21 protein-coding genes and 1 pseudogene are annotated in these 22,311 nt (G+C 67.8%); 13 read left to right on the forward strand and 9 right to left on the reverse strand.

Going from position 1 to position 22,311, the window contains the following annotated elements; genetic code table 11:
- Positions 1-11: 11 nt before the first annotated feature.
- Positions 12-803 (reverse strand): exodeoxyribonuclease III, encoded by a 792-nt coding sequence (locus ACUVYZ_RS15245; RefSeq protein WP_439933138.1) that lies wholly within the window; start codon positions 801-803, stop codon positions 12-14.
- A gap of 118 nt (positions 804-921) precedes the next feature.
- On the opposite strand from ACUVYZ_RS15245, the gene pyrE reads away from it, so the two are divergent.
- Both pyrE and ACUVYZ_RS15255 read left to right on the forward strand, forming a co-directional pair.
- On the forward strand, positions 922-1,566 hold the full coding sequence (pyrE, locus tag ACUVYZ_RS15250) for an orotate phosphoribosyltransferase (protein ID WP_439933137.1): 645 nt from the start codon (positions 922-924) through the stop codon (positions 1,564-1,566).
- Positions 1,567-1,614: 48 nt separating this feature from the next.
- The gene (locus ACUVYZ_RS15255; protein WP_439933136.1) at positions 1,615-2,286 is read left to right on the forward strand and encodes a DUF4124 domain-containing protein; all 672 of its coding nucleotides are present in this window, start codon (positions 1,615-1,617) and stop codon (positions 2,284-2,286) included.
- Positions 2,287-2,308: 22 nt separating this feature from the next.
- On the opposite strand, the gene gatB is transcribed toward ACUVYZ_RS15255, so the two are convergent.
- From gatB to gatC, 3 genes are read right to left on the reverse strand one after another with little or no spacing between them, the layout of a single operon-like run.
- The gene (gene gatB / locus ACUVYZ_RS15260; RefSeq protein WP_439933135.1) at positions 2,309-3,772 is read right to left on the reverse strand and encodes an Asp-tRNA(Asn)/Glu-tRNA(Gln) amidotransferase subunit GatB; all 1,464 of its coding nucleotides are present in this window, start codon (positions 3,770-3,772) and stop codon (positions 2,309-2,311) included.
- Entirely contained in the window at positions 3,769-5,232 is a 1,464-nt protein-coding gene (gene gatA / locus ACUVYZ_RS15265; protein ID WP_439933403.1) for an Asp-tRNA(Asn)/Glu-tRNA(Gln) amidotransferase subunit GatA, read from the reverse strand. The genes gatB and gatA overlap by 4 nt, the downstream gene beginning before the upstream one ends.
- 49 nt (positions 5,233-5,281) lie before the next feature.
- Entirely contained in the window at positions 5,282-5,569 is a 288-nt protein-coding gene (gene gatC, locus ACUVYZ_RS15270) for an Asp-tRNA(Asn)/Glu-tRNA(Gln) amidotransferase subunit GatC (RefSeq protein ID WP_439933134.1), read from the reverse strand.
- Positions 5,570-5,657: 88 nt separating this feature from the next.
- Between gatC and ACUVYZ_RS15275 the strand changes: the two genes are divergently transcribed.
- The 6 genes from ACUVYZ_RS15275 (at position 5,658) to ACUVYZ_RS15300 (ending at position 12,218) form a co-directional block, all read left to right on the forward strand.
- Positions 5,658-6,704, forward strand: coding sequence for a rod shape-determining protein (locus tag ACUVYZ_RS15275; protein ID WP_439933133.1), 1,047 nt, complete (start codon positions 5,658-5,660; stop codon positions 6,702-6,704).
- Positions 6,705-6,799: 95 nt separating this feature from the next.
- Positions 6,800-7,672 (forward strand): rod shape-determining protein MreC, encoded by an 873-nt coding sequence (mreC, locus tag ACUVYZ_RS15280; RefSeq protein WP_439933132.1) that lies wholly within the window; start codon positions 6,800-6,802, stop codon positions 7,670-7,672.
- Entirely contained in the window at positions 7,672-8,193 is a 522-nt protein-coding gene (gene mreD / locus ACUVYZ_RS15285) for a rod shape-determining protein MreD (protein WP_439933131.1), read from the forward strand. The genes mreC and mreD overlap by 1 nt, the downstream gene beginning before the upstream one ends.
- Positions 8,190-10,091, forward strand: coding sequence for a penicillin-binding protein 2 (gene mrdA, locus ACUVYZ_RS15290; RefSeq protein ID WP_439933130.1), 1,902 nt, complete (start codon positions 8,190-8,192; stop codon positions 10,089-10,091). Before mreD ends, mrdA begins: the two co-directional genes overlap by 4 nt.
- Positions 10,075-11,178: a rod shape-determining protein RodA gene (gene rodA, locus ACUVYZ_RS15295; protein ID WP_439933129.1), complete on the forward strand. Its 1,104-nt coding sequence runs from the start codon at positions 10,075-10,077 to the stop codon at positions 11,176-11,178. The genes mrdA and rodA overlap by 17 nt, the downstream gene beginning before the upstream one ends.
- Positions 11,179-11,381: 203 nt before the next feature.
- Positions 11,382-12,218: a septal ring lytic transglycosylase RlpA family protein gene (locus tag ACUVYZ_RS15300; protein ID WP_439933128.1), complete on the forward strand. Its 837-nt coding sequence runs from the start codon at positions 11,382-11,384 to the stop codon at positions 12,216-12,218.
- 28 nt (positions 12,219-12,246) lie between these two features.
- Here the strand turns inward: ACUVYZ_RS15300 and hslU are convergent, their stop codons facing one another.
- The 3 genes from hslU to ACUVYZ_RS15315 form a co-directional block, all read right to left on the reverse strand.
- On the reverse strand, positions 12,247-13,572 hold the full coding sequence (gene hslU / locus ACUVYZ_RS15305; protein WP_439933127.1) for an ATP-dependent protease ATPase subunit HslU: 1,326 nt from the start codon (positions 13,570-13,572) through the stop codon (positions 12,247-12,249).
- 27 nt (positions 13,573-13,599) lie between these two features.
- Positions 13,600-14,136 carry an ATP-dependent protease subunit HslV gene (gene hslV, locus ACUVYZ_RS15310; protein ID WP_439933126.1) on the reverse strand — a complete coding sequence of 179 codons (537 nt, stop codon included), beginning with the start codon at positions 14,134-14,136 and terminating at the stop codon, positions 13,600-13,602.
- Between the two features lie 69 nt (positions 14,137-14,205).
- Positions 14,206-15,867, reverse strand: coding sequence for an AMP-dependent synthetase/ligase (locus ACUVYZ_RS15315; RefSeq protein WP_439933125.1), 1,662 nt, complete (start codon positions 15,865-15,867; stop codon positions 14,206-14,208).
- Between the two features lie 169 nt (positions 15,868-16,036).
- On the opposite strand from ACUVYZ_RS15315, the gene ACUVYZ_RS15320 reads away from it, so the two are divergent.
- Positions 16,037-17,230, forward strand: coding sequence for a THUMP domain-containing class I SAM-dependent RNA methyltransferase (locus ACUVYZ_RS15320; protein ID WP_439933124.1), 1,194 nt, complete (start codon positions 16,037-16,039; stop codon positions 17,228-17,230).
- Positions 17,231-17,312: 82 nt separating this feature from the next.
- Here the strand turns inward: ACUVYZ_RS15320 and ACUVYZ_RS15325 are convergent, their stop codons facing one another.
- Both ACUVYZ_RS15325 and ACUVYZ_RS15330 read right to left on the reverse strand, forming a co-directional pair.
- Entirely contained in the window at positions 17,313-18,449 is a 1,137-nt protein-coding gene (locus ACUVYZ_RS15325) for a PilT/PilU family type 4a pilus ATPase (RefSeq protein WP_439933123.1), read from the reverse strand.
- Positions 18,450-18,567: 118 nt separating this feature from the next.
- Positions 18,568-19,614 (reverse strand): type IV pilus twitching motility protein PilT, encoded by a 1,047-nt coding sequence (locus ACUVYZ_RS15330; RefSeq protein WP_439933122.1) that lies wholly within the window; start codon positions 19,612-19,614, stop codon positions 18,568-18,570.
- 82 nt (positions 19,615-19,696) lie between these two features.
- Here ACUVYZ_RS15330 and ACUVYZ_RS15335 point away from each other — a divergent pair.
- From ACUVYZ_RS15335 to ACUVYZ_RS15350, 4 genes and pseudogenes are all read left to right on the forward strand, one after another.
- Positions 19,697-20,374, forward strand: a pseudogene (locus ACUVYZ_RS15335) (YggS family pyridoxal phosphate-dependent enzyme); the annotation flags it as partial.
- Between the two features lie 189 nt (positions 20,375-20,563).
- Entirely contained in the window at positions 20,564-21,373 is an 810-nt protein-coding gene (gene proC, locus ACUVYZ_RS15340) for a pyrroline-5-carboxylate reductase (RefSeq protein WP_439933121.1), read from the forward strand.
- 1 nt (position 21,374) lies between these two features.
- Positions 21,375-21,953, forward strand: a complete 579-nt coding sequence (locus ACUVYZ_RS15345) for a YggT family protein (RefSeq protein ID WP_439933120.1) — start codon at positions 21,375-21,377, stop codon at positions 21,951-21,953.
- 21 nt (positions 21,954-21,974) lie between these two features.
- Complete coding sequence (locus ACUVYZ_RS15350) at positions 21,975-22,283, forward strand: DUF167 domain-containing protein (RefSeq protein ID WP_439933119.1); 309 nt, start codon at positions 21,975-21,977, stop codon at positions 22,281-22,283.
- Positions 22,284-22,311: the final 28 nt, after the last annotated feature.

Genomic DNA, 22,311 nt, shown 5'->3' on the forward strand with positions numbered 1-22,311 from the left:
AAGGCCTGAAATCAGCGCCCGGGCAGGGTCAGGTCGTAGTCGATCACCAGGGGCGCGTGGTCGGAGAAGCGCTCGCCCTTGTAAACGAAGGCCCGCCGGGCGAGCTGGGCCACTTTCGGCGTGGCGATCTGGTAGTCGATACGCCATCCCACGTTCTTCTCCCACGCCCGGCCCCGGTTGGACCACCAGGTATAGGCCTCCCCGGTCGCGTCCGGGTAGAGCCGGCGATAGACGTCCACCCATCCCAACTCATCGAAGACCCGGCTCAACCAGGCGCGCTCCTCCGGCAGGAAGCCCGAGTTCTTCTGGTTGGAGCGCCAGTTCTTGAGATCGATCTCCTTGTGGGCGATGTTGATGTCGCCGCAGAGGATGTACTCGCGCCCGCTTTTGGCCAGCTTGGCGAGCACCGGAAAGAAGCGGTCCATGAAGCTGAACTTGGCCGCCTGCCGCTCCGGCCCGGCCGAGCCCGAAGGCACGTACAGGGACACGATGGAAAGGGCACCGTAGCGGGCCTCCAGGTAGCGGCCCTCCGCGTCGATGTCGGGAATGCCCAGGCCTTCTACCACGCGGTCGGGAGGATGCTTGCAGTACATGCCCACGCCGCTGTAGCCCCGCCGCTGGGAGAAGTGGAAGTGTCCCTGCATCCGGTCCGGCCGCACCATCTCCGGAGTGAGATCGTCCGCCAAAGCCTTCAACTCCTGCACGCAGGCCACGTGGGCCCGCTGGGCGGGCAGCCACTGGAAGAATCCCTTGGCCGCCGCCGAGCGGATGCCGTTCAGGTTGAGGGTGATGATCCGCAACACGCCGATACTGGAAAAAAAGCGCCGGGCCGCTTAAATTGTCGGCTGTCCGCTCAAACCGCCGCCCCGAGCCCTTCTCGTTCCCTATGCCCTCGCTTGGCCATCGCCCGGCTCTTTCCCCATGACCGATTTCCGCCGGCAGTTCGTCCAGTTCGCCATCGCCCGCGGCGCGCTGCGCTTCGGCGAGTTCCGGACCAAGGCGGGACGCGTGTCCCCCTACTTCTTCAACGCGGGCCTGTTCAACGACGGCGCTTCCCTCAGGGCGCTGGCGCAATTTTACGCGAAAGCCATCCGCGCGAGCGGGATCGCCTTCGACATGCTGTTCGGGCCCGCCTACAAGGGCATTCCCCTGGTCACCGCCACCGCCGTGGCCCTGGCCGAGGAGGGCTTGAACTGCCCCTTCTGCTTCGACCGCAAGGAGCCCAAGGACCACGGGGAAGGCGGCGCCACCATCGGCGCCCCCCTCCAGGGCCGGGTGCTGATCGTGGACGATGTGATCTCCGCCGGCACCTCGGTGCGGGGGGCGGTGGAACTGATCCGCGCCGCCGGCGCCATCCCCTGCGGCGTGGTGATCGCCCTGGACCGGATGGAACGGGGCCTCGGGTCCCGGTCCGCCGCGGAGGAAGTGCGGCAGGCCTACGGCATCCCGGTGATCAGCATCGCCACGCTGGACGACGTGATCGCCCACCTGGAAACCCAGGAGTCACTGGCACAGCGCTTGCTTGAGATTCGCCGTTACCGGGAAACCTTCGGCGCGCGCCCTTGAGAACGCCCGCGCTGCCCGGATGTGCAACGGCTCACAGGGTTTTGCCCTATGTCTGACCGATCTATACCCACCGGACACCCAGCGGCAACGTCGGCCAGGGGACGGCACGCCCTCTTCTGGCTGTGCGGCCTCGCGGCGCTTACCGCCGCGGCCTTCCCCTCCCCGGCTGACGCCAGGATGTACAAGTGCACCGATCCCCAGGGCCGGGTCTATTACACCGATAGGCTCACCCCGGACTGCGTGCAGCAGGGCCTCCAGGAGATGAACAAGCGCGGCATCGTGGTGCGGGAGTACGAAGCGGGGCAGGTTCCGGGGGGGAAGCCGGTCAAGCGGGAAGAACCGAGAACGAGCCCGGAACAGGAGCGGGAGGCGATGGAGCGGGAGCGCCGGGACCGGGCCCTGCTCGCCACTTACGCCAGCGAGCGGGAAATCGATCTCGCCCGGGACCGCAACCTGAAGCAGGCGGAACTCGCCATCGCGAGCTTGAAGGCCCGGGAAAAGAGCGCCGCCGAGAAAGTCGGCAAGTTGAAAGCGGACGCGGATAAGTTCGCCGGGCGCGGGAAGCCCGTGCCCGAGTGGCTCAGCGAAGAGCTGGCCCACGCCGAGCGGGAACTCAGCGCCCTTAAGGCCCAGGTGGCCGCGAAGGAGGGCGAGATGGACGCCATCCGGGCCCGCTTCGAGGCGGACAAGGCGCGCTACCGGGAGCTGAAGGGCCGCTGAGCCGCCCCGCGGCGGGGGTGGCTCACGAGCCGCCCAGCCTGCGCTTGAGGATCTCGTTGAGCTGAGCCGGGTTGGCCTTGCCCTGGGTGGCCCGCATCGCCTGGCCCACGAAGTAGGCGAAGAGCTTCTCTTTCCCGGCTCGGTAGTCCGCCACCTGCTGGGGATTGGCGGCGATGATCCGGTCCACGATGGCTTCCAGCGCGGCGGCGTCGGAGATCTGCTTGAGCCCCCGGGCCTCGATGATCCGGTCGGCCGCCTCCTCCCCTTCCGCCTCCCCCCGCGCCAGGGCGTCGAACACCTCCTTGGCGATCTTGCCGGAGATGGTACCGTCCACCAGGCGGCCGAGCAGGCGCGCCAGTTGGGCGGGGGAGATGGGGCTCGCGTCGATCTCCAGCCCCCGCCGGTGGAGCCAGCCGGAGAGCTCCCCCATCACCCAGTTGGCGCACAGCTTGGGCTCCCGGGGAAGCCGCTCCACCAGTGCCTCGAAATAGTCCGCCATCTCTTTGCTGGAGGTGAGCACCCCCGCGTCGTAGGCGGTGAGCCCGTATTCCCGCTGGTAGCGGCTGCGCTTCTCCTGGGGCAGCTCGGGAAGGGTCGCCCGCACCTCCTCGATCCACGCCTCGCTCACTTCCAGGGGCAAGAGGTCGGGATCGGGGAAGTAGCGGTAGTCGTGGGCCTCCTCCTTGGTGCGCATGGAGCGGGTCTCCCCCCGGTCCGGGTCGAACAGCCGGGTCTCCTGCACGACGCGGCCCCCGTCCTCCAGGAGCTCGATCTGCCGCTCCACCTCGTAGTCGATGGCCCGCTCCAGGAAGCGGAAGGAGTTGAGGTTCTTGATCTCGCAGCGGGTGCCGAGCCGCATCTCCCCCCGCCGCCGCACCGAGACGTTGGCATCGCAGCGGAACGACCCCTCCTGCATGTTGCCGTCGCATATGCCGATCCAGCGCACCAGGGCGTGGAGCGCCTTGGCGTAGGCCACCGCCTCCTCGGTGGAGCCCATGTCCGGCTCGGAAACGATCTCCAGCAGCGGCGTGCCGGCCCGGTTGAGATCGATGCCGGTCATGCCGTGGAAATCTTCGTGGAGGGATTTTCCGGCGTCCTCCTCCAGGTGGGCGCGGGTCAGCCGCACCGCCTTCTCGACGCCCCCCACCTGGATGGGAACGGCGCCGCCCACGATGATGGGCAGCTCGTACTGGCTGATCTGGTAGCCCTTGGGCAGATCGGGATAGAAGTAGTTCTTGCGGGCAAACACCGACCGGCGGTTGATTTTCCCGTTCACCGCCAGGCCGAACTTGATCGCCCGCTCCACCGCGCCCCGGTTCAACACCGGCAACACCCCGGGCAGGGCGATGTCCACGGCGCAGGCCTGGGTGTTGGGGGCGGCGCCGAAGGCGGTGGACGCTCCCGAGAAGATCTTGGCCCGGGTGGAGAGCTGGGCGTGCACCTCCAGCCCGATCACCACCTCCCAGCCTTCCCGCGGCGCGCTCATGACTCCTCCAGGTCCGGCGGCATACGCCGGTGCCAGTCGGTAACCCTCTGGTACTGGTGGGCCGCGTTCAGCATACGGGCCTCGGCGAAATAGCCGCCGACGATCTGCAATCCCACCGGCAGGCCCTCGCCGTCGAAACCGGCGGGGATGGACAGCCCCGGCAGCCCGGCCAGGTTCACGGCGATGGTGAAGATGTCGGAAAGATACATCTGCACCGGGTCGCTCAAGCGGCTGCCCAGGGGGAAGGCGGTGGTGGGCGAGGTGGGTCCCAGGATCAGATCGCAGCGCTCGAAGGCCCGCTTGAAGTCCTGGGCAATCAGCCGCCGCACCTTTTGCGCCTGGAGATAATAGGCGTCGTAGTAGCCGTGAGAGAGCACATAGGTGCCGATCAGGATGCGGCGCTTGACCTCGGCGCCGAAGCCCTCCGCCCGGGTCTTCGTATACATGTCCAGCAGATCCTGGTACTGCGGCGTCCGGTAACCGTAGCGCACCCCATCGTAGCGGGCCAGGTTGCTGGAGGCCTCCGCCGGCGCCAGGACGTAGTACACCGGCACCGAAAGCTCCATGTTGGGAAGGGAAACCTCCACGGTCTCGCAGCCCAGCTCGCGGAACACCGTGCAGGCCTGCTCCACCGCCCGGGCCACGTCCGGCGCCACCCCTTGCGCGAAGTATTCCCGGGGCAGCCCCAGGCGCAAGCCCTTGAGGGGGCTTTCCAAGTCGCGGGTGTAATCTTCGGGTTCCCGCTCCAGGCTGGTGGAATCCCGGGGATCGAAGCCCGCCATGACGTTGAGGAGCAGCGCCAGGTCCTCGGCCGACCTGGCCATGGGCCCGCCCTGGTCCAAGCTGGAGGCAAAGGCGATCATTCCGTAACGGGACACCAGGCCGTAAGTGGGCTTCAGGCCCGAGATCCCGCACAGGGCCGCCGGCTGCCGGATGGAGCCCCCGGTGTCGGTGCCGGTGGCGGCTGGCGCGAGCCGGGCCGCCACGGCGCAAGCCGAGCCCCCGGAGCTGCCGCCCGGGACCCGGTCCAGAGCCCAGGGGTTACGCACCGGCCCGAAGTAGGAGGTTTCGTTGGACGAACCCATGGCGAACTCGTCCATGTTGGTCTTGCCCAGGCTCACCATGCCGGCAGCGTTCAGCTGCTCCACCACGTGGGCATCGTAGGGAGCAACGAAGTTGGCGAGCATCTTGGAGCCGCAGGTGGTACGCCACCCCTTTGCGCAGAAAATGTCCTTGTGGGCCACCGGGACCCCGGTGAGGGGTCCGGCCTCCCCCCGGGCGAGGCGCTGGTCGGCCGCCTCCGCCTGGGCCAGGCTCGCTTCCGGATCCAGGGTAATGAAGGCGTTCAACCGGGGGTTGAGCCGCTCGATCCGGGCGAGATACGCCCGGGTGAGCTCCACGCTGGAGACCCGGCGCTCTGCCAGCGCGGCCGCCAGAGCCTTGAGGCTGGAATTCAGCAGATCCACGGGGCTTTGGCCCGTTCCGGGCGTTTCGGCCGGGAGCGGGTTTTCACTCGATGACCTTGGGCACCAGGTACAGGCCGGCCTCCACGCGCGGGGCGATCGATTGGAACAACTCCCGTTGGTCGGCTTCGGTCACCTCGTCGGGCCGCAGCCTCAGCACCACGTCCTGGGCGTGGGCCATGGGCTCGATGTCCCGGGTGTCCACCGCCTGCATCTTCTCGATCAGGGCGAAAATTCCGGTAAGCTGTTGCAGCACCATCTGCGCCTCCTCCTCGGTGATGGCGATGCGGGCGAGGTGGGCGATGCGCCGAACGTCGTCCAGGGAGAGGCTCATGGCGGCCGCTTAAGTGCTTCAATTAACAAAGCTCGTTAGGGTATCATAATTTATTTATCGGGCGCAGCCCGGCCGCGGAAGAAAATCCATGTTCGGTTTCCTAAGCTCTTACTTTTCCAATGACCTCGCCATCGACCTCGGCACGGCCAACACCCTGATCTGGGTCCGCGGCAAGGGCATCGTCCTCAACGAACCCTCCGTCGTGGCAATCCGCCAGGAAGGCGGGCCCAACGGCAAGAAGGTCATCCAGCAGGTGGGGCTGGCGGCCAAGCAGATGCTCGGCCGCACCCCGGGCAACATCACCGCCATCCGGCCGATGAAAGACGGGGTGATCGCCGACTTCACCGTCACCGAGCAGATGCTCAAGCAGTTCATCAAGAAGGTCCACGACTCCAAGCTCTTCTCCCCCAGCCCGCGCATCGTGATCTGCGTGCCCTGCGGCTCCACCCAAGTGGAGCGGCGGGCGATCCGGGAATCCGCCTACGGGGCGGGCGCGCGCAAGGTGGAGCTGATCGAGGAGCCCATGGCGGCGGCCATCGGCGCGGACCTCCCCGTGGAGGAGGCCACCGGCTCCATGGTGGTGGATATCGGCGGCGGCACCACCGAGGTGGGGGTCATCTCCCTGGGCGGGATCGTCTACTCCAACTCGGTGCGGGTGGGGGGCGACAAGTTCGACGAGGCCATCATCAACTACATCCGTCGCAACTATGGCATGCTGATCGGCGAGACCACCGCCGAGGAGATCAAGAAGGAGATCGGCTCCGCCTTCCCGGGCTCAGAGGTGCGGGAAAAGGAGGTCAAGGGACGTAACCTGGCCGAAGGCATCCCCCGCAGCTTCACCATCTCCTCCAACGAGATCCTGGAGGCCCTCACCGAGCCCCTGAACGCCATCGTGAGCGCAGTCAAGCAGGCGCTGGAGCAGACTCCCCCCGAGCTAGGGGCGGACATCGCCGAAAAGGGCATGGTGTTGACCGGGGGCGGGGCGTTGCTGCGGGACATCGACCGGCTCCTCATGGAAGAGACGGGACTGCCGGTGATCGTGGCCGACGATCCGCTGACCTGCGTGGTGCGGGGATCGGGGCGGGCCCTGGAGCGCATGGACAAGCTGGGAGGCAGCATATTCACCAGCGATTGAGGCACGGGAAGGGCCCGGGGAGGGGCGGGGCTTCACGGGGGAGGCCGGGGCCCGCGGGCTCTTTGGTTCCCTGCCTTTTTTCCCCGCCTGCGTGAATGGAATACTCCCCGCCCCCTTTCTTCAAACGCGGACCCAGCCCCTTCGCCCGATTGGCGCTATTCGCCGCCCTGTCGGTGGCCCTGCTGGCGACCGACGCCCGTTACCACTACCTGGACGTGCTGCGGGACGGCGCGTCCATCGCTCTCTATCCCCTGCAGCGCATCGCCACGGCACCCGGCGCCCTCTACCACCGGGTGAAGGACTTCTTCGTCACCCAGAGCCAGCTCGCCCGGGACAACGCCCGGCTGCGCCAGGAACAGCTCTCCATCCTCGCCCGCTTGCAGCGGCTGGAGGCGCTGGAGGCGGAGAACGCCCACCTGCGCAACCTGCTGGAGGCCCGGGAGCAGTACGGGCAGCGGGCGGTGGCGGCCGAGATCCTGTACGCGGAGCGCAACCCCTTCAGCCGCAAGATCCTGGTGGACAAAGGCTCGGCCCACGGGATCCAGGCGGGGGAAGTGGTGATCGACGGGGCGGGGGTGGTGGGCCAGGTCACCCGCGTCTATCCCCTCCTCTCCGAGGTGACCCTGGTCACCGACCGGGACCACGCCGTGCCGGTGCTGGTGGTGCGCACCGGGCTGCGGGCCATCGTCTTCGGCGGCGAGGACGGGACCCTGGAGCTGCGCTATCTGCCCCAGGCGGTAGACGTGGAAACCGGTGACCTGCTGGTCACCTCGGGCATCGACAGCGTCTATCCGCCGGGGTTACCCGTGGCCCGGGTCACCCGAATCGAGCGGGACACGGGCCAATCCTTCGCCCGCATCGTCTGCCAGCCGGTAGCGGGGGCGGAACAGTACCGCCAGGTGCTGATCCTGGCGCGGCAGGGGGCGGTGCCGGCCCGGCCCCACCCGGTCCAGGGCAAGGAACGTTGATGGCGGTAAGTGTCCCCCGGGCGGAAGAGCTGCTGCGGCCGGCCGGCCCTGGCCTCATCGCCCTCACCTTGATCGGCGCCCTGCTGCTCACCCTGCTGCCCTGGTCCGGGATTTGGCTGGCGGCTCGCCCGGACTTCATGGCCGTCGCCCTGCTCTATTGGTGCATCCGGGAACCGCGCCGGGTGGGAATCGGCATCGCCTGGGGCCTGGGTCTGCTCATGGACGTGGGTCATGCCACCCTGTTCGGCCAGAACGCCCTCGCCTATGCGGTGCTCGCCTTCCTCGGGCTCACTTGGCGGCGCCGGGTGTTGATGTTCGGGCCCGGCGGCCAGGTGCTGCACGTCGCCCCGATCCTCCTGGCCCAGCAGCTCGTCTCCCTGCTGGTGGCCCTGGCGGGGGGCGCGTCTTTTCCCGGCTGGAGCGTCTTTCTGTCGGTGCTCACCGGCGCCCTCCTGTGGCCCGTGGTCTCCCTCCTGTTCACCCTTCCGCAGAAGCCCAAGCCGGATCCCGACGCGCTATGAACCGGCGGGTCGAGCTCAAGAACACCGAGCGGGAAGTGCACGCCTTTCGCCTGCGGCTGGCGGCGGCCGGCTTCTTGGTGCTGGCGGCGTTCGCGGTCCTGGCAGCCCGGTTTTTCTACCTGCAGGTGGTGCAGCGGGAGCACTACCAGACCCTGGCCGAGGCGAACCGCATCTCTCTGGTGCCCATCGTGCCCAACCGGGGCCTCATCCTGGACCGCAACGGCGAGGTCCTGGCCAGCAATTTCTCCGCCTACACCCTGGAGATCACGCCGGCCAAGGTGCGCGATCTGGACGCCCTGATCGACGAACTCTCCACCGTGGTGGAAATCGCGCCCAGGGACCGGCGCCGCTTCCAGCGGCTGCTGGAGGAGGCGAAGAGCTTCGAGAGTCTGCCCATCCGTACCCGGCTCTCCGACGAGGAGGCAGCGCGCTTCGCCGCCAACCGTTTCCGCTTCCCCAACGTGGAGCTGCGCGCCCGGCTGTTTCGCCAGTATCCCTGGGGCGAGACCGCCTCCCACGTGGTGGGCTACATCGGCCGCATCAGCGACCGGGACATCGAGACGCTCAAGGAGCAGGGCAGCTACGCCAATTACCGAGGCTCGGACTACATCGGGCGCGTCGGCATCGAACGCAGCTACGAAGAGGAACTGCATGGCGTCACTGGGGTGGAACAGGTGGAGGTGGACGCCTCCGGCCGAGCGCTGCGCACCCTCGCACGCACGCCCCCGGTGGCCGGCAACACCCTCACCCTGGCGCTGGACATCCGACTGCAGGAAGTGGCCGAGCAGGCCTTCGGCGAGCGTCGGGGAGCGCTGGTGGCGATCGAGCCGGCGACCGGGGGAATCCTGGCACTGGTCTCCAAGCCAGGCTTCGATCCCAATCTCTTCGTCGAAGGCATCGATCCCCAGAACTGGAAGGCGCTCAACGAATCCCCCGAGCGCCCCCTCAACAACCGGGCTCTGCGGGGCCAGTACCCCCCAGGTTCCACCTTCAAGCCCTTCATGGCCCTGGCGGGCCTGGAGCTGGGCAAGCGCACCCCCTCCTACACCATCAGCGATCCGGGCTGGTTCTCCCTCCCTGGACACAACCACCGGTACCGGGACTGGAAGCCGGGGGGCCACGGGCTGGTGGACCTGCGCAAGTCCCTGGTGGTCTCCTGCGACACCTACTACTACGGCCTAGCGGTGGACCTGGGCATAGACGCGATCCATGCCTTCATGAGGAAGTTTGGTTTCGGCCAGAAAACCGGGGTGGACATCGAGGGAGAGCTTCCCGGCCTGCTGCCGTCCCAGGAATGGAAGCGGAAGCGGCTGCGGGACAAATGGTACGTGGGGGACACGGTGTCGGTGGGCATCGGCCAGGGCTACATGCTGGCCACCCCGATGCAGCTCGCCCAGGCGACCGCCATCCTGGCCAACGGGGGCACGGCCTTCCGCCCCCACCTGGTGCAATCCATCGAGGACGCCGCCACCGGCGAAGTGCGGCGCATCGCCGCGGAGCCCCTCTACACCCTCAAGCTCGACCCCAACCATTTGCGGCTGGTGCAGGAGGCCCTGGTGGACGTCACCCGTCCCGGGGGCACGGCGGCGCGGGCCGGGGCCGGTGCCCCGTACGAATTCGCCGGCAAGACCGGCACCGCCCAGGTGGTGGCCATGAAACAGGGAGAAAAATACGACGAGAAAAAGCTCCGCGAGGAGCACCGGGACCATGCCCTCTTCGTCGCCTATGCCCCCGCGGAGGCGCCCCGCATCGCCCTGGCGATCCTGGTGGAGAACGGAGGCGCCGGGAGCGCCACCGCCGCCCCCATCGCCCGGGTGGTGTTCGACTACTATCTTCTCGGCAAGCGGCCGAGCCCCGGGCCGCTCCAAGGGGAGCCTACGAATGAGCCCAACGATTAAGCGAGCCCTGCGCTTCGTCGCGAGCCGCATGGACGGCATGCTGCTCACCGCCACGGCCCTGCTCCTCGCCACCGGGTTGATCACCCTGTACAGCGCCTCGGGCGCGAGCCTCGCCCGGGTGATGGGTCAACTGACCAACCTGGGAGTCGCCCTGGCCGCCATGTGGGCGGTGGCGCTGGTGCCGTCCCAGCGGCTGATGCGCGCCGCGGTGCCCCTGTACCTGCTGGGGCTGGCGCTCCTCGTCGCCGTGGCCCTGGTGGGGGAAGTGGTGAATGGGGCCCGGCGCTGGCTGGACCTGGGTTTCGTCCGCATCCAGCCCTCGGAGCTCATGAAGATCGCCGTGCCCATGCTGCTAGCCTGGTTCTTCGCCCGCAAGGAGGAAGCGCCGCGGCTAGCCGATTTCGCCGTCGCCGCCCTGCTGCTCGCCGTCCCCATGGGGCTCATCGTCCGCCAGCCGGACCTGGGCACGGCGCTCCTCATCGGCGCCTCCGGCTTCTACGTCCTGTTCCTGGCGGGGATGTCGTGGCGGCTGATGGCGGGGCTGGCGGCGGCGGCCCTGGCGAGCCTGCCCATCCTGTGGTCGGTGCTCCACGACTACCAGCGCCGCCGGATCCTGACCCTGCTGGACCCGACCCAGGACCCCCTGGGAGCGGGTTACCATACCATCCAGTCCACCATCGCCGTCGGCTCCGGCGCCATCGCCGGCAAGGGCTGGCTCCAGGGTACCCAATCCCACCTGGACTTCCTGCCGGAGCGCACCACCGATTTCATCTTCGCCGTCTACGCCGAGGAGTTCGGTTTCATCGGCAATCTGCTGCTGCTCCTCATGTACCTGCTGGTGATCGGCCGCGGCCTCTACATCGCCGCCCACGCCTCCACCCCGTTCGGTCGGCTGCTGGCGGGCGCCATCACCCTCACCTTCTTTACCTACGCCTTCGTCAACATGGGCATGGTGAGCGGCATCCTGCCGGTGGTGGGCGTGCCCCTGCCCTTGATCTCCTACGGCGGCACTTCCCTGGTGACGCTGCTCCTGGGCTTCGGTATGCTCATGAGCATCCACACCACGAAGAAACTGGTCAGAACCTGACGTCCGGCGAGGGAGGCATGATGCGGGAAGCGGGAAAGGGGGCCGGGATCGAGGGCGAAAACCGGGCCGGGCCTTCGGCCCCAGGGCCTCGGCCATCCGCCGGCGCCCCCCCTTTCTGCGCCGGGTGGCTTCTGCCCCTGGGGCTGGCGGCGGCCCTCCTCCTGGGCGGCTGCGGCACGGCCCCCAAACGAAGCCCCGTAGCGATGGAACCCCCGCCCGGGGGCGTCCCCACTCGGGGCGGCTATTACCTGGACGACGGCCCTGGGGAAAATCCACCGCCCAACCTGGAGGCGATTCCCGACGCCGTGCCCCGGCCGGAGCCCATCCGCGCCGCCAACGCCCGCCCCTATGAGGCCATGGGGCGCACCTACATCCCCATGGCGGAGCCAAGGCCCTTCAAGCAGCGGGGCATGGCTTCCTGGTACGGGCGCCGTTACCATGGCCGCCCGACCGCTTCGGGAGAGCCCTACGACATGTACGCCATGACCGCGGCCCACCCCACGCTGCCGATTCCGAGCTACGCCCGGGTGACCCACCTGGGCAACGGCAGGTCCGTGGTAGTGCGGATCAACGACCGGGGGCCGTTCCTGTCGGAGCGCATCATCGACCTCTCCTACACCGCGGCCTACAAGCTAGGCATGGTGGAGGCGGGGAGCGCCTGGGTGGAAGTGGAGGCCCTGCTGCCGGGGACGCTGCCCGCCGCCCCACCCCTTCAGGCGAGCGCCCCGGTCCCGGGGGCCGAGCCCGGGCCAACAAGCCCGCCCGCCTCCCCAGTCAGCGGCGGCCCCGACGCCGCGCTCTCCGCCGCCCCGGGCTACTACCTGCAATTGGGCGCTTTCGGCTCCCGGGAGAACGCGCAAGCCTTCCTCGGCCGACTGCGGGGCGAGCTCGCCTGGCTAGCGGACGCCCTGGGGCTCGCCTTCCACGAACGCCTGTTCCGGGTGCAGGCGGGGCCCTACCCCGACGCCGCCTCGGCCCGGGAGGCAGCCGAGCGCATCGCCGCCGCCCTCAACCTGAGGCCCCTGATCGTCTCCCGGTAGGCCGCAACGCCGGCCCGCAGAGGCCGGCTTAGAGGATGTAGCGCGACAGGTCGTCGCTCTGGGCTAGGTTCTTGAGCCGGGCGTCCACGTAGGGCGCGTCGATCACCACGCTCTCGCCGGAGCGGCGTCCCGCCTCGAAGGACACCTCTTCTAAAAGCTTCTCCATCACCGTGTACAGCCGCCGCGCACCGATGTTCTCGGTACGCTCGTTCACCTGATAGGCGATCTCCGCCAGCCGCCGGATGCCGTCCGGGCGGAAGTCCAGGATGATCCCCTCGGTCGCAAGCAGCGCCTGGTACTGCCGGGTGAGGCAGGCATCGGTGTTGGTGAGGATCTGCTCGAAGTCGTCCACCGAAAGGGAGTCGAGCTCCACTCGGATGGGGAAGCGCCCCTGCAGCTCAGGGATCAGGTCCGAGGGTTTGGACAGATGAAAGGCGCCGCTGGCGATGAACAGGATGTGGTCGGTGCGGATCATGCCGTACTTGGTGGAGACGGTGGTCCCCTCCACCAGGGGCAGCAGGTCCCGCTGCACCCCCTGGCGGGAGACGTCGGCGCCTACCGTCTCGGCGCGGCTCGCGATCTTGTCGATCTCGTCGAGAAATACGATGCCGTTCTGCTCCACGTTGGCCACCGCCTTGGCCTTGATCTCGTCCTCGTTCAGGAGCTTCCCCGCCTCCTCGTCGGTGAGGAGCCGCATCGCCTCCTTGATCTTCAACTTGCGCAGCCGCTTGCGGGCGGCGCCCAGGCTCTGGAACAGGCCCTGGATCTGGGAGGTGAGCTCCTCCATGCCGGGCGGGGCGAAGATCTCCATGTGGGGCTGCACCGCCGCCACCTCGATCTCGATCTCCCGGTCGTCCAGCTCGCCCTCCCGCAGCTTCTTGCGGAACTTCTGCCGGGCGGCGCTATCGGCCTCCGGCGCCGCCTCGGTGCCGAAGCCCCGCGCCGGGGGGAGCAGCGCGTTCAGGATGCGCTCCTCGGCCAAGTCCTCCGCCCGGTGTCGCACCTTGCGGGCTTCCTGCTCCCGAGTCTGCTTGACCGCCACCTCCGCCAGGTCGCGCACGATGGTGTCCACGTCCCGCCCCACGTAGCCCACCTCGGTGAACTTGGTGACCTCCACCTTGATGAAGGGGGCGTCGGCGAGCCGCGCCAGGCGCCGGGCGATCTCCGTCTTGCCCACCCCGGTGGGGCCGATCATGAGGATGTTCTTCGGCGTGATCTCCTGGCGCAGGGGCTCCGGGACCCGCTGCCGCCGCCAGCGGTTGCGCAACGCGATGGCCACCGCCCGCTTGGCGGCTTCCTGGCCGATGATGTGCTTGTTAAGCTCGTGGACGATTTCCTGGGGGGTCATGGACATGGCGAAATCCCTTGAGCTTCCCGGCGGCTACTCCAGCACCTCGACCACATGCTGCTGGTTGGTGTAGATGCAGATGTCGGCGGCGATGGCGAGCGCTTTGCGCACGATCTCCTCGGCGCCGAGCTCGGTGTTCTCCAGCAGCGCCCGCGCCGCCGCCTGGGCGTAGGGCCCGCCGCTGCCGATGGCGATCACGCCCATCTCCGGCTCCAGCACGTCCCCGTTCCCGGTAATGATAAGGGAGGTCTCCCGGTCCGCCACCGCCAGCATGGCCTCCAGCCGCCGCAGGATGCGGTCGGTGCGCCAGTCCTTCGCCAGCTCCACCGCCGAGCGGGTGAGGTTGCCCTGGTGCTTTTCCAGCTTGGCCTCGAAGCGCTCGAACAGGGTGAAGGCGTCGGCGGTGCCGCCGGCGAACCCGGCCAGTATCCGCTCGTTGTAGAGCCGCCGCACTTTGCGGGCGCCCGCCTTCACCACTACATTGCCCAGCGTGACCTGGCCGTCGCCGCCCAGCGCCACCTGGGCGCCCCGGCGCACGGAAACGATGGTGGTGCCGTGAAATTGGTCCATGGGTCGAAAACCCGAAGAACGGAAAAAAAGAATTATAGCCCGCCTCGGGCGCCGCCGCCGGGACGCGGCCTACTCGCCCAGGCGGTCGGAGGCGTAGATTTTTTCGATTTGCGCCTGGTAGCGCTTCAGGATCTCCCGGCGCTTGAGCTTCATGGTGGGGGTGAGCACGCCGTTCTCGATGGTCCACGGCTCCCGCTCCACGATCACCCGGCGCACCCGGATGTAGCGGGGGAAATCCTTCAACTGTTCGTTGGCCCGCTTGATGAGCTTCTTCTCGTCGGTTTCCTGGGTCACCGCCACCATGACGATGTATGGCCGCCCCTCCCCCACCAGCGCCACCTGCTCGAAAATCGGGTCGTTGAGAATCGCCGCCTCCACGTGCTCGGGCGGGAACTTCTCGCCGTTGGAGAGCACCACGATCTCCTTGGTGCGGCCGATGATGTAGACCCGCCCGTCGCGCATCTCCACCTGGTCCCCCGTGTTGAGCCAGCCGTCCCGATCGATGACGGCGGCGGTGGCCTCCGGATCGCGCCAGTAGCCCAGCATCACGTTGGGGCCCCGCACCAGCAGCTCCTGCTTCTCGTTCACCCGGATCTCCACCCCGTCCAGGGGCTTGCCCGCCGAGGTGGGATCGTTGTCGTCCTCCCGGTTGGCGGTCACTACGGGGGAGGCTTCGGTCAGGCCGTAGCCCTGGAGCAGGAGGAGGCCGAGCCCGACGAAGGTCTTGGCGATGCGCAGCTCCACCGCCGCGCCGCCCACCACGGAGAGGCGCACGCGCCCGCCCAGGCGCGCCATGATCTTCCGGGCCACCAGCCGCTTGAGTAGCGCGTACTGCAGCCGGTCCAGGGCGCCGCCCCGTTTCTGGAAGAGTTTCCAGCCCAGCTCCACTGTGCGGTGGAAAAGCGCCCGCTTGAGCCGCGCGTTCGCCAAGCTCTGCTCGATGCGGGCGAGGAAGCGCTCGTAGACCCGCGGCACCGCCAGCAGAATGGTGGGCCGGACGGTGGCGAGATCCTCCGCCAGTTGCTGGATGCTGCGGGAATAGGCCACGCGGATGCCCCGCTTGAGGGGCAGGTAATAGCCCGCCGTCCGCTCGAACATATGGGACAGGGGGATGATGGACAGCATCACGTCGTCATCGTAGAGGGTGACCACCTTGAGGCAGGCTTCCACGTTGGACATGATGTTGCGATGGGAGAGCATTGCCCCCTTGGGGCGGCCGGTGGTACCGGAGGTGTAGCAAATGGTGGCGAGGGTTTGGGGCTCGAGATCCATTGCCTGGAACGGCTGCTGCGCCCGGGGCAGCCAGGATTCTAGGCTCGCCACTCCCTTCTCCGCGCCCCCCTCCAGGCACACCAGCAGGGGGAGCTTCTGGGACGCGGCGCGCAGGGAGTCCACCAGGCGCTCGTTTTCCAGGAGAAGCAGCCGGGCTTCGGCATGGTTCGCGCACCAGGCGATGTTCTCCGCGTTGTCGTTCACGTAGAGGGGTACCACCACCAGTCCCATTCCCAAGGCCGCCAGGTCCGCCGCCACCCAGTGAACCCCGTTTTTGAGGCACAAGGCCACCCGGTCGCCCGGCACGAAGCCCTGGTCCCGGAAGGCCTGCTGCCAGCGCGCGGCGAGATCCAGCATTTCCGCCGCGGTGTAATCTTTCCAGCGGTCGCCGGTCCATTGGGTGTAGAGCACCCGGTCGCTCCGGGTGCGATACTGGTCAAGATACTGGGCCAGGTTCATGAGGTGGGAGAGATGCGTAACAGGCAGGGGATGGCAGCTTCGGATCGGGACGCGCGGTCGTGCTCCTTCCGTCTTATTCTGCTTTTTTGCATGCCGAAGGGTTGCAAGCGCTTTCAGGTACAAGACGTAGTGTACAGTTGCACCGCCGTTTTGCAACCCGTATAACGCCATGCAATTTGACCTTCATCGGGCGCGCTTGTTCTCCCCCTGCCCCCGGGGCCTGGAGCCCGTCCTTGCCCAGGAGCTGGCGGAACTGGGAGCCCGCGATCCCACGCCCCTGGAGGGCGGGGTCGCTTACGGCGGCGACCTGGCCGTGTGCTACCGGGTCAATCTGGCGAGCCGCATCGCCAGCCGGGTCCTGTGGCAGGTGGCGGAGGGCGCCTACCGGAACGAGCAGGACGTCTATGACGCCGTCTCGAGCCTGCCGTGGCCCGTCTGGTTCGGGTCGGGGAATACCATTCGCGTGAACGTGGCGGCGACCCGTTGCCGGTTGAAAAGCCTGGACTACGTAACCCTGCGCATCAAGGACGCGATCTGCGACCGGTTCCGCGCTGAGCAGGGCGGGCGGCCCGACGTGGACACCCGCTCCCCCGACGTGCGCGTCCACGCCTTTCTCGATGACCGGCGCCTCGTCCTTTACCTGGACACCAGCGGCGAACCCCTGTTCAAGCGGGGCCTGCGCACCGCCAGCGCGGAGGCGCCTATCCGGGAAAACCTGGCCGCGGGCATCCTCCGGCTGACCGGATGGAAGCCCGGCGTGCCTCTCCTCGATCCCATGTGCGGCAGCGGCACCTTCCTGCTAGAAGCGGCCCAGATGGCCCTCCAGATCCCGGCGGGGCTCAAGCGGTCCTTCGCCTTCGAGAAGCTCGCCTTCCACGACCCGCGCCAGTGGCAGGAAGTGCGCCGCGAGGCCGAATCCCGCATCCGCCGGACCTCCCCCGGTCCCATTTACGGCGCGGACGTGGACGCCGGAGCCGTGCGCGCGGCCGCCGCCAACCTCCGGGCGGCCGGGCTGATCGAAGTGGTACAACTGCGCCGAGCCGACGTGCTGGAACTTCCACCGCCCGCGCCCTCGGGCATCCTGGTGGCCAACCCGCCCTACGCGGTGCGCCTGGGGGAACGGGACGCCCTCGGCGCCTTCTACCCCCGCCTGGGCGACGCGCTGAAGGCGCGCTTCGCCGGATGGAGCGTCTACCTGCTGACGGCGGACCTGCGGCTGCCGCGGCTGATCCGCTTGAAGCCCACCCGGCGCGTGCCCCTCTTCAACGGCGCCCTGGAGTGCCGCCTGTTCGAGTTCCGCATGGTGGAAGGCAGGATGGTAAAGAAGCGCGTAGAAGGAAGGAGGGACGAAAGCGAAGGATGAAACGGGCGGTGGGCGTTTCGATCCTTAAGCCTGGGAAACCTCTAAACGACTCGCGCTCTCGCGCGACGGCGCGACCGCCGCCTCAGGTCAGACGGAGGTGGTCCAGGCCCTCCATCAGGTTCTTGTCCTTTGCCTCCTGGCCCCGCAGCTTGATCTCGAGCCGCAGCTCGTTCATGGAGTCCGCGTTGCGCAGCGCGTCCTCGTAGGTGATGACGCCGGCCTCGTGCAGGTCGAACAGGGCCTGGTCGAAGGTCTGCATGCCCAGCTCCCGGGAGCGCTTCATCACGTCCTTGATCTCGTGTACCTGGCCCTTGAAGATCAGGTCGGAGATGAGGGGCGTGTTGAGCATGATCTCGATGGCGGCCACCCGTCCCTTGCCCTCCGCCCGCGGGATCAAGCGCTGGGAAATCATCGCCCGCAGGTTCAGGGAAAGATCCATGAGGAGCTGGGGCCGCCGGTCCTCGGGGAAGAAGTTGATGATGCGGTCCAGGGCCTGGTTGGAGCTGTTGGCGTGGAGGGTGGCCATGCACAGGTGGCCGGTCTCGGCGAAGGCGATGGCGTAGTCCATGGTCTCCCGGTCGCGGATCTCCCCCATCAGGATCACGTCCGGCGCCTGGCGCAGGGTGTTCTTGAGGGCCACGTCCCAGGAATCGGTGTCCACGCCCACCTCCCGCTGGGTGACGATGCACTTCTTATGCTCGTGCACGTACTCGATCGGGTCTTCGATGGTGATGATGTGGCCGTGGCTGTTCTCGTTGCGGTAGCCGATCATGGCCGCCAGGGTGGTGGACTTGCCCGAGCCGGTGGCCCCCACCACGATCACCAGCCCCCGCTTGCTCATCACCACCTCCTTGAGCACTTCCGGCAGGCCCAGGCTCTCCAGCGTCGGGATCTCGGTGTTGATGGTGCGCAGCACCAGCCCTACCCGCGCCTGCTGCACGAAGGCGTTGACCCGGAAGCGGCCGATGCCGGAAGGGCTGATGGCGAAGTTGCACTCCTTGGTGGACTCGAACTCGGCCGCCTGCCGATCGTTCATGATGGCGCGGGCGAGCTCCAGGGTGTGCTGGGGCGTGAGGGGCTGGCTGGAAGCCGGGACGATCTTGCCGTCCACCTTGATGGCGGGCGGGAAGCCGGCGGTCAGGAACAGGTCAGAGCCGTTCTTGCTCACCATCAGGCGCAGAAGATCGTGCACGAGCTTGGTTGCCTGGTCGCGTTCCATGTCGGTCTCCTACTGAGCCCCCGGGAGAGGGGGAAGGGGAGAAGGCGGGAGAGGGTCAAGTGTCGTCAAATGTTTTGAGAATCGCTTCCGGAGCACAGGGCTTCAACCGCCCGAATGCTCACGCACCGGGGAACAGGTCCTTATTGGCGGCCCGGGAGCGAGCCTCGGAAGCCGCTACCACGTTGCGCCGTACCAGGTCCTGCAGGCACTGGTCCAGCGTCTGCATGCCCACCGCCTGCCCCGTCTGGATGGCGGAGTACATCTGGGCGATTTTGTTCTCCCGGATCAGGTTGCGGATGGCGGGCGTGCCGATCATGATCTCGTGGGCCGCCACGCGGCCCGAGCCGTCCTTGGTCTTGAGCAGGGTTTGGGAGATGACCGCCCGCAGGCTTTCCGAAAGCATGGCCCGCACCATCTCCTTCTCCGCCGCTGGAAACACGTCCACGATCCGGTCCACGGTCTTGGCGGCGGAGCTGGTGTGGAGCGTCCCGAACACCAGGTGCCCGGTCTCCGCCGCCGTGAGGGCAAGCCGAATAGTCTCCAGGTCCCGCATCTCCCCCACCAGGATCACGTCCGGGTCTTCCCGCAGGGCGCTGCGCAGCGCATTGGCGAAGGAATGGGTGTGGGGCCCCACCTCCCGCTGGTTGATGAGGCAGCGCTTGCTCTCGTGCACGAACTCGATGGGATCCTCGATGGTGAGGATGTGGCCATGCTCGTTCTCGTTGATGTAGTTGATCATGGCGGCCAAGGTGGTGGACTTGCCCGAGCCGGTGGGGCCGGTCACCAACACGATGCCACGGGGCTGGCTGGAGATGTCCTGGAAGATCTTGGGGGCGTTCAGCTCCTCCAGCGAAAGCACCTTGGACGGAATGGTGCGGAACACCCCGCCGGCGCCACGGTTCTGCACGAAGGCGTTGACCCGGAAGCGCGCGAGGCCGGGAATGGCGAAGGAGAAATCGCATTCCAGGTGCTCCTCGTAGTGCTTGCGCTGGGAATCGTTCATGATGTCGTAGATCATCGCGTGCACGTCTTTGTGCTCCAGGGGAGGCAGGTTGATGCGGCGCACGTCCCCATGCACGCGGATCATGGGAGGCAGGCCCGCCGAAAGGTGCAGGTCGGAGGCCTTGTTCTTGACGGCAAACGCGAGGAGCTCGGCGATGTCCATTATAATTTCCTGCTGCGGCTTCCCGGATACAGAGATAAGATCCTGCGATTAAAGCGATTTCCAGCCAAAAGCCCGGCCGATTATGTCCCCAATTGCAAAGCGCTTGCAAGCCGTGCGGGAGCGCATCCGACGAGCGGCCGAGGCGGCCGGAAGAACGGCGCAGGAAGTGCAGCTCGTGGCGGTGAGCAAAACCTGGCCCCCCGAGGCGATCCGGGAGGCCTATGGGGCCGGCCAGCGGGCCTTCGGCGAGAGCTACGTGCAGGAAGCCCTCGGGAAGATGGACGCCCTGGCGGAGCTGCCGCTGGAATGGCACTTCGTCGGCCCCATCCAGAGCAACAAAACCGGAGCCATCGCGCGCCGCTTCGCCTGGGTCCACGGCGTGGACCGGGAGCGAATCGCCCGACGGCTCGCCGACTCCCGCCCCCTAGAGATGCCGCCCCTCAACGTGTGCATCCAGGTCAACGTGAGCGGCGAAGCTTCGAAAGGCGGCGTCGCGCCGGAGGAGGTCCTCCCCTTGGCGCAAGCCATCGCCGGCCTTCCGCGCCTGAAACTGCGCGGGCTCATGGCGATCCCCCGCCCCACCCGGGACGAAGGGGAACAGCGGCGCCAGTTCCGCCTTTTGCGGGATATGCACCTGGCGCTCCAGGCCCGGGGAATCGACATCGACACCCTGTCCATGGGCATGTCGGACGACCTGGAAGCGGCTATTGCCGAAGGCGCCACGATGGTGCGGGTGGGCACGGCGATCTTCGGCGCCCGCGGGAGAAAGGTGAACCCCAGAGACACGGAGGCACAAAGGAAAGAAAAAGAAGTCCTCAATGCAAAGAGCGCAAAGGGCGCGCAAGAAACTCCTACAAGATCATGTTTTCCTTTGCGCCCTCCGCGCCCTTTGCGTTGAAAGAGGTTTTTCATCTCTTTTTTCTTGGCGCCTCCGGCGCAGGAGAAAACGATGGCTATCACTTTCATCGGCGGCGGCAACATGGCGACCGCCCTGATTGGCGGGCTGCTCCACAAGGGCTGGAGCGCGGGCGAGATCCGCGTGGTGGAGATCGACGCGGCCCAGCGGGAGCGCCTGGCGGGCCGCTTCGGCGTGGCGACGACCGCAGCGCCGGAGGTAGGCGCCGACGACACAGTGCTCCTGGCGGTCAAGCCCCAGCACATGCGCGAGGCGGCCCGGGGCCTGGCCGGGCGCCTTGGCCTACAACTCGTCATCACCATCGCCGCCGGCATCCGGTTGGACGACCTGGCCCGCTGGCTGGGAGGTTATCGGCGCCTGGTGCGCTGCATGCCTAACACCCCCGCCCTGGTTCACTGCGGCATCACCGGCCTCTACGCCCTCCCCGAGGTAGGTCCCGAGGAGCGGCAGCGGGCCGAAGCCATCCTAGGCGCCGTGGGCCGCACCCTGTGGTTCGAGCGGGAGACGCTGCTCGACGCGGTCACGGCGGTCTCGGGCAGCGGGCCGGCGTACGTGTTCTATTTCATGCAGGCGCTGGAGGAGGCGGCGGTGGGCCTGGGACTGGAGCCCCGGCAGGCGCGCCTGCTCACCCTGGAGACGTTTTACGGCGCCGCCACCCTGGCCCGCCAGAGCGAGGTGCCGGTGGCGTCGTTGCGGGCCCAGGTCACCTCCAAGGGCGGCACCACCGAGCGGGCCGTCGCCGTGCTGGAAGCTGTCCGGGTGCGCAGCCACATCGAGGAAGCGGTGCGCGCCGCCCATGCCCGGGCAGCGGAGCTGGGTGACGAATTCGGAAAGCTCGACTGACATGGCAAGCCAAGCCCTCGTTTTTCTGCTGGAGACCTTTTTCGGGTTGTTCATCCTGGCCCTGCTCCTGCGCTTCTACCTTCAGCTCTTCCGCGCGCCGCCCTACAACCCGTTGTCCCAGTTCCTGGCGGCGGTCACCAACTTCGCCGTCCTGCCGGCCCGGCGGGTGATCCCGGGTCTGTGGGGCGCCGACCTGGCGACGCTAGTGCTCGCCTGGCTGGCCGAAGTCCTGCTCCGCCTGCTGGTTCTCTTCATCGCGGGCCATACCCCGGGGGGCTCGGCGATCGGCGCGGGTCTCATCGCCCTGGGCGTCTTCGCCGCGGTGAAGCTCTTGAAGCTCAGCATCTACATCCTGATGGTGGCGGTGATCGTCCAGGCGGTGCTCTCCTGGGTGAATCCCTACAGCCCGGCCACCCCGATCCTGAACAGCCTCACCCGGCCGTTTCTGAGGCCCTTTCAGCGGTGGATCCCGCCCATCGCCAACGTGGACCTGTCGCCTCTCTTCGTCCTGATCGCCTGCCAGTTGGCGCTCATGCTGCCGGTGGCCTGGCTGGAGATGAGCCTCGCCCAGGCCTTCTAACCCGGTGCCGTTTCCGTCATCGTGAAGCCCGCCCCTCCCCATCCCGGCGGACCGCTGGTGCTCAGCGTGTACGTGCAGCCCGGGGCGCGGCGCACCGAGGTGGCCGGCTTCCACGGAGACGCCCTCAAGATCCGCGTGGCCGCCCCGCCCGTGGAGGGCCAGGCCAACGCGGAGCTCATCCGCTTCCTCGCGGAAGCGCTCGACGTGCCCGTGTGCCGGGTGCGGATCGCCTCCGGCGCCGGCGCGCGCCGCAAGCGGGTGGAAGTGACGGCGCCGGCGCAGGCGATCGAAGCGCTGCTTCGCGCCGCCGCGGAAAAGGACAAGCGGTAGCCGGGGGCCCAGCGGCCGCGGAGCTACG

It is taken from the genome of Pelomicrobium sp. P1 (assembly GCF_052805615.1).